Below are 15,472 nucleotides of genomic sequence, written 5' to 3' on the forward strand. Positions count from 1 at the left end.
TCACTCAACGGGCCTGCGGGCCCGTTTTTCATGCCCGATCAGAGCACCGGCTGGCGCGGAGCCTGGGCGGGCCGGCTGCTCACGCTGCGGGCAAACACCTCCTGCAACGTGCGCTGGTCGGGCAGCACGTACACGACCGTCGGCCCCGCCTCCACCATCGGCCTGAGCACCTGCTCGTAGAAGGCCACGGGCAGGTTGATGCAGCCGTTGGAGATGCGGTTGTCGTCGGTGGTCTCGGAGGCGAGACGCGCAAAACGGCGCTCACTTTCCTTCACCACGCGCACGCGGTGCATCGACACCGCGGCGTCGTAGTCCACCCACACGACGTCTTCGCCGGTGAGTGTCTCGCCCATTTGTGCGACGAAGCGGCCGGCCGGCGTGATGCGCTCTTCGGGCTTGATCTGCGACAGCGGCTTGTCGCCGATGCCAGGCGTGCTGTCGTCGCCGAGGGCCGAGCCGAGCAGCGCCGGCACACGCTGCAAGAGCTGGCCCCGAGCGTCGAAGGCCAGCACGTGGGCACCCGGCTTGTCGACCACGACGAAGGGCCGCCCCCCGGCATCGCCCGACACCGCCCACTGCACCACCTGCTCCACCTGGGTGGCGGGCACACGCGAAGCCGAAGCAACCGGAAATTCGACGCCTGCAGGTGTGGCCGCGCGCACCTGCTGCGGTGGCGGCGTGGACGTGAGACGCACCGCCATTGCGCCGATGGCCAGTTCCGCGGCGATGAAGACGGCCAGTGACCAGTAGGAGCCGAGCCAGGGCTCTTCGGCCCCGGCACCATTTACCGATTTGCCGTCAGTCTTGCCGTTCATGGGTCTTCCTGCTCTGGGTGCCGAGGCACCGGGTGTTCGCTGCCACACCCTGAGCAATCCACACACCCGGCCGGATGCCGACGCTTCAGCGCACCTCGTCGATGGTGAGGAGCGTGGCGCCGTAGGTCGTGTCGCACGCGCCCTGCGCAGGGCACACGGCCTGGCCGACGAAGGGGTTGTCGCGGCCGGTGCGCGCCGCCCACAGCTGCTCGGCCCGGGCCAGGTCGAACTCGGGAATGTCGTCCTTCGACGAACGAAGGCCCGCCTGCGAGAAATCGCGCGGCAGGCGCGACACCATCGTCACGATGTGGTTCGTGCCGGGCGGCCCGCCCGCGGTGATCTGCCAGCCCTTGCGGGGAAGCTGCAGTTCCTTGTTGGCCTCGATGCGGTTGTCGCGGTCGATGGCGTTCGGGAACAGCAGGTACATGTGGCCCTTGTCGGTGCCACCGAGAAAGACATAGACGTAGCCCGACTGCGAGGCCTTCACGCGGAACTGCAGGCGGTCCTTGCCAATGACGATGGCCGATTTGTCGGCCAGCGCGTTCACGCCCAACAGCGGGTCGGCCTGGCGCACGATGTCCTGCAGCGCCGGGACGATGCCGAATGGGGTGGCAGCCACCGCCGGAGGCGGTGCCACGACGGCCGAGGCCGGAGACGCAGGCGGCTCGACACGGGCCACGGCGGGCGACGCAGCGGCGCTGGGGTCGATGGCCGGTGGCGCAGCCGGCGCCGGGTCACGCAGGCCGAACCACCAGCCCGCTGCCGCCAGCGCACTCAGCGCCAGGCCACTGGCGACCCACAGGCCGGTGCGCGACGCTGGTGGTGCGGGATCGGGGTTGAGCAGCTTGATCGGCGGCACGGGTGCGTCGGGCCGGGGCGTTGGTGCGTGCTGGCTGGACGAGGTGGCGGGTGGCGGTGGGCTCGGCCGTGGTGCCTGCACGGTCACCGCCGGGGCCACCGTGGCCGGACCCAGCACCACCGTGGCGCCGTCGTCGGCCAGCGCCGCATCGGCTACCGGCGCCGCCCGCATGGCGGCCGATGCCGTCGATGGCGTGCCCGCGCCATAGCTGAAAAGCTGCCGCAGCGCGGCCATGTCCTGCGGGCGGTGTTCGGGGCGCACCGAGAGACCGAGGTCGATGGCGGCGAGGAATTCCTGCGTGTAGTGCCCGGCCCCGGCCTGCACGGCCGGCACCATGTCGTCGGTCACCATGCGGCTCACGGAGGGCAGCGGCGCGCGGCCGGTGATGGCGGCGTAGAGCACGGCCGAGAGCGCGTAGACGTCGGTCCAGGCGCCCTGTTTCATCGAGGTCGACTCGGCGTATTGCTCGATGGGCGCGTAGCCTGATTTCAGGATGACCGTGAGCGCCTGGGTCGCGTCACTGATCACGCGGCGCGCGGCGCCGAAGTCGAGCAGCACGGGGCGCACGGCGTGCGGGCGGCCGATCTGCGTGGCGGCCTGCTGCAGCAGCAGGATGTTGTCGGGCGCGATGTCGCGGTGATAGCAGCGCTCGTGGTGCATCACCTCCAGGGCGTCGATGACGGGGTGCAGCAGCGAGAGCAGCCAGCCCTCGTCGGCACGGGCGCCGTTTTCCACCAGCCACTGCTTGAGCGTCGGGCCCTGGTAGTACGGCATCACCATGTAGGCGGTGCCGTTCTGCTCCCAGAAGCGGTACACCTTCACGAGCGAGGGGTGGTCGAACGAGGCGAGCAGCTGCGCTTCGTTCACGAAGCTTCGCAGGCCGAGTTCGAAGGTCTCGCGGTGGCGCATCGAGCGCACCGAGACCTGGTGCTCGCCGTCGCGGTTGGCGAGCGACGAGGGCATGTATTCCTTGAGCGCGACTACGCGGCCGAGCTGGGTGTCGCGTGCAAGGTAGACGATGCCGAAGCCGCCTTCGCCGATCAGGCCCTCGATCACGTATTCCTGCAGGCGGTGGCCCAGTGGCAGCGCATTGCCGCTGCCGTCGATCTCAATGCCGGCGCCCGCCACGGAAGTCGTCGCCGACGTTCGGTTGCCCATGTTCAGTGTTTCCGTCTTGTCGGGCGGAACGGGAGAACTCACCAACGACCCTCCAGCAACTCCGAGAAATGTTGAGCGGCGGGCAGACCCTGCGCCACGCTCAGGCTGTTGTCGGGCGACGCGGCATGGTCGGGCCACCAGAGGCTGTGGCGGGCGTAGCGTTGCAAGGCATCGGCCACCAGCATCCCCTGGGCCCAGGTCGACAAGGACGCGGCGCCGGGCAGAGTGTGCCTCACCCGGCCGGGGAGGAGTTGCGCGGCAGCCGGCGCCACATGCGCGCTTTCACCGATGGCCGGTGCACGCGCAAGGGTGGATTCGAATTCTTCGAGCGTGGCGCCCGGGCGCAGGCTGCTCAGCGCGACCGCGCCGAGGTGGCCATACCAGGCCTCCAGCGCACCGAGCCCCTCGGCGGTGCCGGGCAGCGCCGGCATGTTGCGGGCGATCACGACCGGGAAATAGCGGCCGACCTTGTCGACGCTCGGCATCAGCACACCCAGCCACCACTGCTCATCGGCCACGCCCGGCGCCCAGGCAAAACGCCAGATGGGGCCGGTGAGGTAGACGTTGAGCCAGTTGGCCCCGAGCTGGGCCTGGCTCGCCTCGATGCCGCGTGCAAGCCATTGGTCGCACAGGTCGACGAAGCCTTGCGGCAGCCGGCGGCTGGCGAAGTCGCCCAGCATCGCGAGCTTGCCGTACCAGCCGGGCGCTTCCACGCCGGTGCCGGCGAGCAGGTCGAGCAGCGATGCCTCGTTCACAGTCTCCCCGGGCATGAGAACTGTTCCAGCTCGGGCAGCCTGAACGGGTTGCGCACGCTGCTGGTCGTCACGAGGAACTGCGCCCTGCGGCCGTCGACGTTGAACGTCGCCTTCCACCGCTCGGGCCCACCCGCCGGCTCGATCTGCTGCTTGTCGAAGATCTTGAAGAGCGCCCACGGCCCGTCGGTCACGAGGCCCGAGGCGCCGCTCGCCGTGACCGGCGTGATCTGCACCCGCACCTGCGAGCTGCCGCGCGGGCCGGGCCACTGCACGGTGGCCGGGATCTGCGGGCCGTGCGCGTACTTCACGAGCTGGCCGTCGACGTCGAGGATGAACTGCGTGATGGTCGCGTCCATCTCGATCGGCTTGAAGTCGAGCCGCACGCTGATCTGGTTGCCGCCGCCGCGAAAGAAGGTCTCGCGGATCATCGCGGCGTGCTGGAACTGCAGCAGCGTCGAGCTGTCGGTGCCCATGCTCGCGCCGTCGACGCTCTTGAACTTCCACGGCTTGGTGGAGGTGTCGACGAAGCTGACGAGGTTCTTCTGGAAGAAGGTGTCGAAGAGCCCGCCCGGTGCGAAGAGCCGCGCGAAGTCTTCCGGCGTCGCATCGCGCTGGCTGCTGCGCGCGAACGGGTAGCGCCCCGCCACCGCCTGCCGGCAGAACTCGCCGATCTCGGTGTTGATCGCCTGGCCGAGGTTGCTGCGGGTGATCTCCAAGGCGGCAGACGTGCCGCTCACCGACAAGGTGTTGAGCAGCGAGCGCACGGGCTCGGGCAGGCGCGAGGCCTCGGCCTTCACCTTGTTGGGCACTTCGGACGGCGGTGGCACGTTGCCGCCCTTCACCGCCGTGTCGGCCGCGATCAGGAGCGTGTAGACCTCGTTGATGAGCGCGATGGTGCCGTCCACCGGCGCCGGCAGCTTTCCGTCGGGCGAGCTCACCATCTGGCGCAGGCCGATGAAGCGGTCGTCGACGATGCTCTCGATCGCCTGCCCCGGCTCGACCGGCTGGATGCCGCCGCGATTCCCGAGCAGGCGCATCAGGTCGTCCCGCGATTTCTGCAGCGCATCGCGGGCCTTGGCCTCCACCGTCCCGACCACGTCCTTGCCCTGGCGCAACGTGGTCTCGCGCGACATCGCTTTCAGGAGCGGCACCAGCGGGTTGTCGGGCGCCGACAGCACGCGCGCCATCTGCACCGCCTGCGCGAGGTTGGAGGTCTTCACCATCTTGATGTCGGCGATGAACTCTTCCCAGGTCTTGGCGTATTCGGTGAGGTAGAGGCGGCGCACCTCGTCGTTGAGCTGGAGCTTGATGTCCATGTTCTTCAACGCATCCTGGCGCTTGCTGTCGGTCACGCCCAGCACCCAGCTTTCTTCGTCGGCGAGCTGGCCAGACACCCGCTCCACCTCGCGCTGGAAGCCCTTGTGGTAGCCGTCGTGCGTGAAGAAGCCCGGCACGCCCTTGGTCAGCGGCTGGCCGCTGCCGCGCGTGAACACGAGCGGCGCGCCGGGGCCGGCCTTGCTCACGACGGTGAAGTCGGGGAACTCCGCGCCCAGGCCCTGCCGCTTCATGCGGCGGTAGATGCGCTCGGTGAGCGGCGTGGCCACGAGCCGCGCGCGGGTCTGCGCCACGAGATTCTTGTCTTCGGGCAACGGCGAGACGACCGCGCCTTCGGCCAGCAGTGCATCGAGGTGCGATTCGAGCGCGGCACGCTGCTCGGTGGTCACCGAACGAGGCAGCGTCAGCTCCCATTCGGCGGTGACGTAGAGCTTGAGCGCCTTGGGGTCGAAGCGCTCGGGGTCGTACAACATGATGTACGCCTTCAGCGCCTCGTACTGCGGTTCGGGGTTGTCGTTGCCGGTCTTGAGCTGCTCTTCGATGCCGAGCGCGATGCGCGGCAGCACGGCGTCGATCAGCATGCGGCGGTAGGCCTGCTGCGAGGCGGCGTCGAGCTTCTTGCCCTGATAGAGGCCGAAACCCAATGACCACGGCACCGAGTCGCCGATGCTCGCGCGCGCCAGGTCGCGCGTGGCTTCGAGCGCCGGCAGCAGCACCAGTACGTCGGGCGAGTTGCGATTGGGCGTGGCCTGCACGAGCTTCTTCACCTCTTCGGCGGCCAGGCCGACCTTGTCGACGTAGCGCTGGTTGCCGAAGTAGCTGATGCCCCACGCGGTGACGACGGCCGCGCTCACGAGGCCGATGGCCACATAGGCGCCAAGCGCGAGGAAGCCGCGGCGGCGTTCCCACTTGAGGTCGGTGCCGGCGAGCCCGCTCTCGGAGAACACCACCTCCTTCAGCAGGCGCTGGAGGAAGTAGCTCTTGCCGCTCGACTGGTTGGGCGGCACGACGGTGCGCTCGAGGCGATACGTGCGCGCGATGCGGCCCAGCATGCGGTCGATCGGCGTGCCTTCCTGCGTGCCGCTCACGAAGTACACGCCGCGCAGCAGCGGGTGGGCTTCGAACTGCGAGGGCGAGAAGACCTGCTCCAGGTAATCCCTCAGCAAGCCTTTGAGGGCCTCGAACTGCTGCGGGAAGGCGTAGATGCGCGCACGGCGGCCGGCGTCGCGCTCCAGTTGCAGCTTGCCGATGAGGCCATCGGTCAAACGCTTTTCCAGCGCATCGAACTCGGCGCTGAACGCCGACAGATCCGTGCGCTGCTGCTTGTCGAGCTTGAACGTGAAGCCCCACGGCGCGGCACGCGTGTCCTTGTCGACGTCACCGAGCGTCTCCATGAAGCCCGACAGCAGGTCGGTCTTGGTGACGAGCAGGTAGATCGGGAAGCGCATGCCCAGGTGCTGGTGCAGCTCCTGCAGGCGGGCCCGCACGGTGGCGGCGTGCAGCTGGCGCTCGGCGGCGCTTTGCGTGAGCAGGTCCGTCACCGAGACGGTGACGAGCACGCCGTTGAGCGGCTGGCGCGGGCGGCTGCGTTTGAGCAGGTCGAGGAAGCCTGCCCAGGCCTTCGCGTCGGTGTCCTTGTGGCTGTCTTGGGTGGTGTAGCGGCCGGCGGTGTCGATCAGCACGGCCTGGTCGGTGAACCACCAGTCGCAGTTGCGGGTGCCGCCCACGCCCTTGATGGAATGTTCGCCCGAGGTCGCCGCCAGCGGGAAGTTGAGCCCCGAGTTGACGAGCGCCGTGGTCTTGCCCGAGCCGGGCGCGCCGATGATCACGTACCAGGGCAGCTCGTACAGGTACCGCTTGCCCACGCGCGAGGAGAGCCCGCTCCACAGGCCCGAGATGCCGCCCTGCGGCTGTTCGAACTTGGCGGTCTTGAGCGTCTGCAGCGCCTTGGTGAAGCGCTCGTTGAGCGTCTTCAGCTCGGCATCGCCCGCGCTTTCGGTCGCGGCCGGCGCGAGCAACTGGTTGACCACCTTGTCGTTCCTCTTGCGCGACGCGACGAGCTTCCACACCTGGCGCAGCACGATCAGCAGCACGATCAGGCCGATGAAGACGAGCCGCGCGGTCGTGCTTTCGAGCGGCCGCCAGTTGCCGATGGCCACCAGCGGGCCCACGATCCAGATGACGAGCGACAGGGCCAGCAGGCCCAGCACCAGCAAGACCCAGGGGTTGAAGATGATGCCGAGGATCTTCTTGATCATGATCCGGCTCCGCGCGTCACGAACAAGGTGATCTCCACTCGGCGGTTGAGGGCCCGGTTGGCGGGCGTGTCGTTGGTGGCCACGGGCTCGCCATCGGCGCGGCCTTCGGCGCGCACACGGTCGGCGGGCAGGCCGTTGCCGACGAGGATCTCGCGCACGGTCTTGGCCCGCTCCTCTGACAGGTGCCAGTTCGACGGGAAGCTCGCGGTGCGGATGCGCACGTTGTCGGTGTGGCCGGTGACCACCACCGCACCCGGCACCTGCTTCAAGGCTTCGGCGATGCGCTTCATCAGCGCTTCGCGGTCGGCCGTGAGCGAAGCGCTGGCCGGTGCGAAGAGCCCGTCGCCGCGGATGGTGACCACCGAGCGATCGACCTCGTCACGCACCTGCACCTGCTCGCCCTTGATGTCGGCCACGAGGAATTGCGCCAGGCGCGGCTTGGGCGCCGGCAGCTTGACGGGCGGCTGCGGCGGGTTGAGCCTCAGCTCCTGGATGCGGCCAAACACCGGGTCGGACTCACCGCTCAGCTTGAACGCGAGCAGGCTGTAGATGGCCACCAGCAGCAGCGCCACCACGGCGGCCGTGACCCACAGCGGCAGCCAGGTGAGCATGCTGCGCTTGCTGGGCTTCACGCCTTCCCAGTTCTGCGCGAGCGCGGGCGCATAGGCGCCCCGCTCCTTCTGCAGGATCTGCGCAAGCCGCTCGCGCACCGCTTCGAGCTGCGCCTTGCCACCATCGAGCACGCGATAGCGGCCTTCGAAGCCGAGCGAAAGCACGGCGTAGATGAGCTCGAGAAGATCGCGGTTGGCAGCGGGGTTCTCGGCCAGCTTGGCCATCAGCTGGAAGACCTTCTCGCCGCCGCCCGTCTCGTTGTGGAACATCGCGAGCAGGCTGTGCCGGCCCCACTGACCTGAGGCGCCCCAGGGCATGGTGGCTGCCACTTCATCGAGCAGCGTGCACAGGATGTAGCGCGCGGCCAGCACCCGCTCGGGCGCGATGCCTTTGGCGCGGGCGGCCGCCTCGAATTCGCGCACACCCTGCGCCATCGACTCGCGCAGCGCGGCCGGGTCGGCGAGGTGGGTGGTTGCGCGCACCTGCGGCACGAGCGCGAGCAGCGGGTTGGCAAGGGCGACGAGCGGGTTCAGGCCACTCTCGGGCGTGCCGATGTCGGCGGCGACGTCAGCGCCCGACGCGCCCATGCGCGGCATGGCCGCCGCGGGCGCCGGGGCCGCGGCGCGCCCGCCGGGCGTGGGCATGATGAACGTGCGGCCGGTGTCGATGTCGGCGAACGGGTCGTCCGGTGTCGGGTTGCTCATCGCAGGCTTTTGTGTCGGTTTGTGGTGTCAGGAGAGCAGCACTACTTGCGGATGGCCCACAGCTCCAGTTCGAGCCCGGGGAAGTCACCCGCGGTGTGCATCGCGAAGCTGCCGTTCTGCTCGATCGGCTTCCACAGCTCGCCACCGCGGTCGAGTTCGAAGTAGAAGTAGCCCGCGTGGAAGGGCAGCTGGCGCGGGGCCACCGGCAGCGCACGCAGGCCGATGCCGGGCAGCTGCAGGTTCACGAGGTCGCGGATCTTCTCGGGCGGGCCGATCTTGGTCTGTGCCGGGAAGCGCTGGCGCAGCTGCTCGCCGGGCAGTTGCGCGTTGACGGCGAGCACGAAGGTCGCGCCGCGGGCCAGCTCCAGGTCGTTGACCACCGCGGTGCGCACGCCATGCTTGCGGTCGACGAGGTCGATCTGCAGCGCGTTCTGCTCCAGCACTGCGGTGAGCATGCCGCGCAGCGCGTCGAACACCGGCGTGAAGGTGCGTGCGAGGTCGTCGTGCCGGTACGGCGGGAATTCGGGCGGGCGCCGGGCGCTGCTGGAGAGGGTGGCCAGGTCGCCGGCCAGGCGCAGGCAGTCGCCATGCAGCTCGCGCGGGTGCGCGACCGGCGTGGCCGCGTGCTGGCTGAAGATGGGCTCATTGCGGTTGAGCGTCTGCAGCATCAGGAAATCGGCCATTTCCGAGACGCCGTGGCTGAGCTGGCCCATGCGGCCGGCGAGCTGCTGCGCACGTTGGAGGATCAACCCGTGCAGCAGCGAAGCGGTGGCCGAGAGCTGCGCGGTGGCATCGATGGCCACCTGCGGCGCGATGTAGTTGCGCTCCAGCGTGACTTGCCCATCGCTGCGGCGCTCGGCCACGAAGGCCACCCCGAGCAGCGCGTAGGCTTCGCCTGCCTCCTTGGCGCGCACGAGGCGCAGGCGCAGCCGGCCGGTCTGGATGGTCGTGGGTTCGTCGGACGCGTCGGTGTTGTCGCGCACCTCTTCTTCGATGGCGGTGAAGCGGGCCAGTTCGCCATCGCCCGTGCCGAAATCCACCTCGTTCAAGCCCTCGCGTTGCAGCGGCAGCGCGAGGTAGATCAACTCGCCCTTCACATCGGGCGGGATTTCGAGCGGCGCGGGCAGTGGGTCAAGCTGCGGCATGGCGAAGGGCGTGCCGTCGGGCAGCATGCCGCTCGCCCGGGTGAGGCCCACCTTGCCGAGCGCGAGCAGGCCTTCGTCGATCTCCAGGTCGGCAAAGCCCCACGCGAACGGCGAGACGCAGCGCGCACGCGCGTCGACCAGCCGTTCGAGGTAGCGGGTTTCCTGCTGGAAATGATGGGGCTGCAGGAACATGCCCGAGGACCACACGACTTTGGCGCGCCAGCTCATGGGTTGTGTCTTCTGAAGATGAGGATGTCTTGCTTACTTCGGTGACGTGCGCTTGGCCTGGATGACGATGCCGTCGAGGCCGATCTCGAGCACGTTCTTCTTGCCGGCCACCACCGGCACCACGGCACGCCAGCGCGCACGCTCCAGCTCGCGGAAGGCGGCCATCACGCCGATGAACTTGGTGTCGGGCGAGAGCGGCTTGTTGATGGGCTTGGTGTCGCCCGGGCGCAGCACGAATTCTTCGCGGCTCACGAACTCGGCGGCCAGCACCGCCTGGTCTTTCTCGAACAGCGACACGAAATCGGCCTGCTCGAAAAGCGTGGGCGCCTTCAGCTCGAAGACCCGCACCACCACCGGTGACGGGCGGCGCCGCGCATCGGGGTTGACCTGGGCCGACGCCACCACCGTCGTGCTCAGCGTGGCCGGGCCGCTGCTGAACATCCCGCAGCCGGGCAAGGCCACCGCGGCCGCGGCACCGGTGGCCGAAAGCAGCCAGCGGCGGCGGTCTTGGAGAAGAGACAGGTGGGTCATGTGCGAGCTTCGAGTTCGTCGATCGTTCGTCGGAAAGACAGGGGCGCGCGTGGCTCCCCCGAGAGTCGACCGCAGAATACCGGCAGCGCCCGGGCGCACCGCGTGACGAAGGTCATCCGGCCTGGCGCCAGGGCCCGGTTGACGAAGGTCAGTTGGACCGCCGCCACGCAAGGCCTAGGCTTCTCACCATGAATCGCTCGCTGACCTGTGCCGCCGCCCTGGGCCTGACGCTCGCCGTCGTGGCCGGCCTTGTCGGCTGCTCGTCCAGCAAGCCACCGCCCGCCCCCACCGCCCCGCAGCCCGTGGCCTCGCCCTCGCCCGCCCTGACGAACACGCCGCCTGCGCGCCCGCCCACCGGCGCGGCCAAGGCCGGCCCCAAGGGCCCGAGCGAGGTGCGCACGCGCAATGCGATGTTCAAGCTCGCCAGCTACGAAGAGCTGCCCGGCTGGCAGGACGACGACATGCGCGCCAGCTGGAGCGCGTTCCGCAACTCCTGCGACGTGCTGCAAAAGCGCGACGACTGGCGCGAGATCTGCACCTCGGCCAGGACCGTGCCCCCCACCACCCGCGCGATGCGCAGCTTCTTCGAGAGCCGCTTCACGCTGTTGCGCATCCTGCACACCGATGCGCGTGGCGATGGCGACGTGACCGGCTATTTCGAGCCCCTGCTCGAAGGCCAGATGCAACGCGATGGCGAGTTCAGCACGCCGGTGCTGGGCGTGCCGCGCGACCTCTACACGATGGACTGGTCACGCGTGCCCAAGGCGCAGCGCCGCTCGGTCGTGCGCGTGAGGGCGGACGGCAACCTGCTCTTCCCCGCCCAGCCGGGCGACGCCGCCACTTATGCGATGGACCTGCGCCGCTTCGAGCTCGACGACCGCGACCGCCGCCTGCGCGTGCGCTTGGTCGGCAAGGCCGGTGCCGCCGACGCACGCGTCGAGCCCTACTACACCCGCGCCGAACTCGAAGCGCTCGGCCTGCCGCAGGGCATCGACGCGCCGGTGGTGGTGTGGGTGAATGACCCGCTCGCGCTCTACGCGATGCAGGTGCAGGGCTCCGGCCGTGTGCGCATGCCCGATGGGCAGATCATGCGGCTGCAATACGCCGAGCAGAACGGCCACCCGTTCAAGCCGCTGCGCGTGGTGCCAAAGCAAAAAATGCGCATCGCCACCCGCGGCATCGGCGGCACTGAGGGCCCCGAGCAGCCCGACAGCTTCGTGATCGAGGGCGACACCGCCGAAGTATCAGCCGACGACGCGCCCGTGCTGACCCGCGGCATGTCGGTGAGCAAACCCGCCCAGGGTGGCAGCACGACGACTGCTGGCAACAGCGCCGCCAAAGACGACCCGCTCGTCGACGAACTGCTGAAGGGTGCGCGCAAGTCGCCCAGCGCCCCCGCGAAGCGCCCTGCCCCGGCCGCGATGCCGGCCAAACCCGCCAATCCCGCCCAAGGCTCCGTGGCCGGCCGCCTGTCGGCCGACCCGAGCTTCGTCTTCTTCAAGAGCGTGGCCGACCGGCCCGCGAGCGAAGGCCCGCAAGGCGCGCTCGGCGTGCCGCTCACGCCAGGCCGCTCGGTCGCCGTCGACCCCCGCGTCACCCCGCTCGGCTACCCCGTCTACCTGAGTGCGCCGGCCCCCAAGGGCTCGGCCATCTCAATGCAGCGCCTGGTGTTCGCGCAAGACACCGGCGGCGCCATACGCGGTGCAGTGCGGGCCGACTACTTCTGGGGATTCGGCAGTGAGGCCGGCCAGATGGCCCGCTCCACCAAGCACCGCGGGCAGATGTGGGTGATGTTGCCCACCGCCGAGGCCAACCGTCTCGCCACCAGCAAGCTCGTGACACGCGGCGTGTCAGCCGGCCCTGCCCTCAGCGACAACTCGTGCCTGGTGCCCGACGGCGAGTTCTGCGCCGAGGTGGATTGAGGGCGCGCGCCTCACAGCACATGCCACTGCGCAAGCGTGCCGAAGGCATGCAGCGCCCCCATGGCTCCGCACAGGGCGGACGACACCCACCAGAAGGTATCCGAGTTGCCGGCGAACATGGGCTTGAGCAGGGGAAACGCCAGGGCCCGGCCGAGGTAGATGCCCGAGATGAGCACCAACGCGAGCTTCGTCAGGGGAAGCGCGCCGATGACGCCCGCCCCCGACAACGCGTAGGCCGACCAGCCGAAGAGCATGACGGCGATCGTCAGCGTGACGAGTGCGGGCTGCAGCTTCCTCGCCTCCACCGCCCGGGCGATGCGCTCGCCAGCGCCCATGACGCGATAGGCCGGAGCACCGAGAACGATGCAGGCGAGGTGGGCGAGCGCGGCTGCGGCGCTGAGCGCGGCGCCGGCGATGAGGGCTTGGGAGCCGAGGTTGGACATGGTCTTGGGGTGAGCGCTGAGGAGAACGCCGCGGGCGGGAGTGTGCGCCGTCGTCCCCTGGCCGCAAGAGGCCCGAGTATGGGGCTCGCGCTCGATCGCGTGGGCGGTTCAGCCGCTTGAGCGCCGGTAGTGCATGGCGACCGCACCGTTGCCGAGCGGCGTCGCCGAGAGCAGCTCGAGCCGCCGAGTGCCGGGCAGCCCACCTTCATACAGCGTCGGGCCGTGGCCGGCGATCCTGGGGTGAACGAGGAACTGGTACTCATCGATCAGGCCCAGCCGGTCCAGCTCGGTCGCGAGCTTGCCGCTGCCCAGCAGCACGCCGGCCGCGGTCGCGTCCTTGAGCCTTTGCACACCCGAGCGCAGGTCGCCCTCGATGTGGTGGCTGTTGGTCCAAGGGAAGGCCGTTCGCGTCGTCGACGCCACGTACTTCGGCTTGGTCTCCAGCTTGACTGCCCATTCGCGCACCGCTGGCGGCGCTTGCACATCGCCCCGGGCGACCGCCGGCCAGTAGCTCTCCATCATCTCGTAGGTGGTGCGGCCCCACAGCATCGCCCCTGCCTCGTCCATGAGGCGGGTGAAGAAGGCATGCGTCTCGTCGTCGGCGATGCCCTCCTCGTGGTCGACGCAGCCGTCGAGCGTGAGGTTGAGGCTGAAGGTCAGGCGTCCCATGCAAGTCTTCTCCGAGTCGGGTGGGCCGCTGGAGTGTCGCCGGTTCACGCGGCCCAGGGCGGCGTGAATGCAGGCCGGTCCTCGATCACCGCCTGCCCGCCGACGGGGAACACGGCCAGGGCCCGGAACGGCAGCGTGCCCGTGTTCGACAAGGCCAAGGTCTGACCGGCGGCGACGACGAGCGCGCTGCCGGCAGCAAGCTCGTGGTGTTGACCGTCGACCTCGGCGAAGGCACACCCCTCGAGCGCGACGAAGGTCTCCTCGCGCGTGAGGCGGTGGGGCGAGCCCGCGACGCCGGGCTCGACGGTGACTTCCCAGACGGCGTTTTCGCGGGAACCTCGAGTCGGCGACGACAAGGTCGTGAAGCGGATGCCAGGAAGGCTGAAGGTGGGGGCTTCGGAGCGGAGCAGCAGCATGTGGATTCCTCGATATACTTAACCTTAGTTTATTAACCGAGGATAACGATGTCAAGCCCTGAACCGCTGGACTTTGGTGTGCTGCTGAACGTCGCCTTCGCGGCCTTCAGGGAGGCGCTCGATGCCGACCTCGCTGCGGCGGGGTTCGACGACATCGGCACCTCGTTCGGCTACGTCTTCCGGCTGCTGGCCGAGGTGCCATGCAACCTGAGCGAGCTGGCGGCGCAGCTCGGCATGAGTTCGCCTGGGGCGCTGAAGGTGGTCGACGACATGGTGGCCAAGGGCTATGTGTCGCGCAGCACCGATGCCGACGACCGACGCGTCAAGCGGCTCGCCTTGACCGCGCGTGGTCGTGCTGCGTTGAGCCGGGCGCGGGCTTTCCACGCCAGGTACGAGCAGGCCGTGGCAGAGCGACTCGGCGCACGCGAAGTGGCAGCAACGCGCAAGGTGCTGGAGGCCATGGCCGCCTCGCAGGGCGAACGCGGCGGTCGGATGCCGCGTCCCGTCTAGCGTTCGCCATGGAATACGTCCTCGTCAGCGCTTGCGTGCTTGGCAGTACGGTCCGGTACGTCCCTGACGGCAGCATCGGCACCACCCTCGTCCAGGCTCGACCATCTGCATCTTCTCGCGGCGCAGACACGCCCTTGACGGTTCACGGCGGGGCCAGGCTGCCCGGCGCCGTGAGATCGATGCTTTGCAGCCGCTCGACGAACCATGACAGCGCCGGCCCGCCTTCCGAGCCACGCCAGGCCACGCTGAGCTGAAGGCGGGGCTTGGGCGCGGCCACCTGCAGCGGCACGAGCTGCCCCTGTGCGATCGGCATGGCGGCGATGGGCTCGGGCAGGAAGCCGACTCCCAGGCCCGCCACCTGCGCGGCAAGCTTGGCATGCAGGCTCGACACGGTGAGCACGTCGGCAGCCTCGGCGATGCCCGTGGAACGCGGCGCGCCGCCGCGGGCGGAGTCGGCCACGACGACCACGCGGTGGCGGCGGATCGTCGCGACCTTGATCGGCTGCTTCTCGCGTGCCAGGGGATGATCTGGCGCCACGGCGAACACGAACGGCAGCGAGCCGATCGGGCGATGCGTGATGTCGGGGGCGCCGCGCGATTCGAGCTCGGTCACGGCCACGTCGGCACGCCGCGAGACGAGCGACTCCCACACGCCGCCCAGCACCTCGGTGCGCATGCGAATGCGCGTCGGGTGGCCGGCGCGATAGAAGTCGGCCACCGCGGCGAGCACCGTCTCCAAGGGCACCAGATCGTTGACCGCGATCTCCAGCTCTGCCTCCCAGCCGTCGCCGAGGCTGCGCACGCGCCGTTCCATCGCGCGCGCCGCATCGAGCACGCCGCGGCCTTCGTCGAGCAGCAAGCGCCCCGCGTCGGTGAGCTTGGCGCGGTGGCCGCTGCGGTCGAAGAGCTGGACGCCCAGGTCGTCCTCCAGCTTCTTCACGGTGTACGACAGCGTCGACGTGGTCCGGTGCAGCTCATCGGCAGCCGCTGCAAAACTGCCGCGCCGCTCGATGGCGTCGACCACCTGAAGTGCGTCGAGGGTGAGGCGGAGCATGCGGGTGGTCGTTCGATGGCTTCGATGGAGTTGGGCGAATTTATCCGTTTTCATTCGC

At 69.3% G+C, this 15,472-nt stretch carries 13 protein-coding genes; 2 read left to right on the top strand and 11 right to left on the bottom strand.

The window, feature by feature from the left end; translation table 11 throughout:
- Nucleotides 1-38: 38 nt before the first annotated feature.
- From RXV79_RS14320 to tssJ, 7 genes are all read right to left on the bottom strand, one after another.
- A complete protein-coding gene (locus tag RXV79_RS14320) occupies nucleotides 39-815 on the bottom strand; it encodes a hypothetical protein (protein ID WP_316698392.1) in 777 nt (258 codons plus the stop codon).
- Nucleotides 816-900: 85 nt separating this feature from the next.
- On the bottom strand, nucleotides 901-2,832 hold the full coding sequence (locus RXV79_RS14325; RefSeq protein WP_316698394.1) for a protein kinase domain-containing protein: 1,932 nt from the start codon (nucleotides 2,830-2,832) through the stop codon (nucleotides 901-903).
- Between the two features lie 38 nt (nucleotides 2,833-2,870).
- A complete protein-coding gene (tagF, locus tag RXV79_RS14330; protein ID WP_316698396.1) occupies nucleotides 2,871-3,602 on the bottom strand; it encodes a type VI secretion system-associated protein TagF in 732 nt (243 codons plus the stop codon).
- Nucleotides 3,584-7,180, bottom strand: coding sequence for a type VI secretion system membrane subunit TssM (gene tssM / locus RXV79_RS14335; protein WP_316698399.1), 3,597 nt, complete (start codon nucleotides 7,178-7,180; stop codon nucleotides 3,584-3,586). Before tssM ends, tagF begins: the two co-directional genes overlap by 19 nt.
- Nucleotides 7,177-8,496: a DotU family type VI secretion system protein gene (locus RXV79_RS14340; RefSeq protein WP_316698402.1), complete on the bottom strand. Its 1,320-nt coding sequence runs from the start codon at nucleotides 8,494-8,496 to the stop codon at nucleotides 7,177-7,179. The genes tssM and RXV79_RS14340 overlap by 4 nt, the downstream gene beginning before the upstream one ends.
- 41 nt (nucleotides 8,497-8,537) lie before the next feature.
- Nucleotides 8,538-9,869, bottom strand: coding sequence for a type VI secretion system baseplate subunit TssK (tssK, locus tag RXV79_RS14345; RefSeq protein WP_316698405.1), 1,332 nt, complete (start codon nucleotides 9,867-9,869; stop codon nucleotides 8,538-8,540).
- 33 nt (nucleotides 9,870-9,902) lie between these two features.
- Complete coding sequence (gene tssJ / locus RXV79_RS14350) at nucleotides 9,903-10,400, bottom strand: type VI secretion system lipoprotein TssJ (RefSeq protein ID WP_316698407.1); 498 nt, start codon at nucleotides 10,398-10,400, stop codon at nucleotides 9,903-9,905.
- Between the two features lie 188 nt (nucleotides 10,401-10,588).
- On the opposite strand from tssJ, the gene RXV79_RS14355 reads away from it, so the two are divergent.
- Nucleotides 10,589-12,322, top strand: a complete 1,734-nt coding sequence (locus RXV79_RS14355; RefSeq protein ID WP_316698409.1) for a murein transglycosylase A — start codon at nucleotides 10,589-10,591, stop codon at nucleotides 12,320-12,322.
- An 11-nt stretch (nucleotides 12,323-12,333) separates the two neighbouring features.
- On the opposite strand, the gene RXV79_RS14360 is transcribed toward RXV79_RS14355, so the two are convergent.
- The 3 genes from RXV79_RS14360 to RXV79_RS14370 form a co-directional block, all read right to left on the bottom strand.
- A complete protein-coding gene (locus RXV79_RS14360) occupies nucleotides 12,334-12,765 on the bottom strand; it encodes a hypothetical protein (RefSeq protein ID WP_316698410.1) in 432 nt (143 codons plus the stop codon).
- A gap of 108 nt (nucleotides 12,766-12,873) precedes the next feature.
- Complete coding sequence (locus RXV79_RS14365) at nucleotides 12,874-13,434, bottom strand: dihydrofolate reductase family protein (RefSeq protein ID WP_316698413.1); 561 nt, start codon at nucleotides 13,432-13,434, stop codon at nucleotides 12,874-12,876.
- A gap of 44 nt (nucleotides 13,435-13,478) precedes the next feature.
- A complete protein-coding gene (locus RXV79_RS14370; protein WP_316698415.1) occupies nucleotides 13,479-13,850 on the bottom strand; it encodes a cupin domain-containing protein in 372 nt (123 codons plus the stop codon).
- Nucleotides 13,851-13,898: 48 nt separating this feature from the next.
- On the opposite strand from RXV79_RS14370, the gene RXV79_RS14375 reads away from it, so the two are divergent.
- Entirely contained in the window at nucleotides 13,899-14,360 is a 462-nt protein-coding gene (locus RXV79_RS14375; protein WP_316698418.1) for a MarR family winged helix-turn-helix transcriptional regulator, read from the top strand.
- Between the two features lie 142 nt (nucleotides 14,361-14,502).
- Here the strand turns inward: RXV79_RS14375 and RXV79_RS14380 are convergent, their stop codons facing one another.
- Nucleotides 14,503-15,414: a LysR family transcriptional regulator gene (locus tag RXV79_RS14380; RefSeq protein WP_316698419.1), complete on the bottom strand. Its 912-nt coding sequence runs from the start codon at nucleotides 15,412-15,414 to the stop codon at nucleotides 14,503-14,505.
- Between the last annotated feature and the right edge of the window lie 58 nt (nucleotides 15,415-15,472).

The sequence above is a fragment of the Piscinibacter gummiphilus genome, assembly GCF_032681285.1.
Classification (GTDB): Bacteria; Pseudomonadota; Gammaproteobacteria; order Burkholderiales; family Burkholderiaceae_C; genus Rhizobacter; species Rhizobacter gummiphilus_A.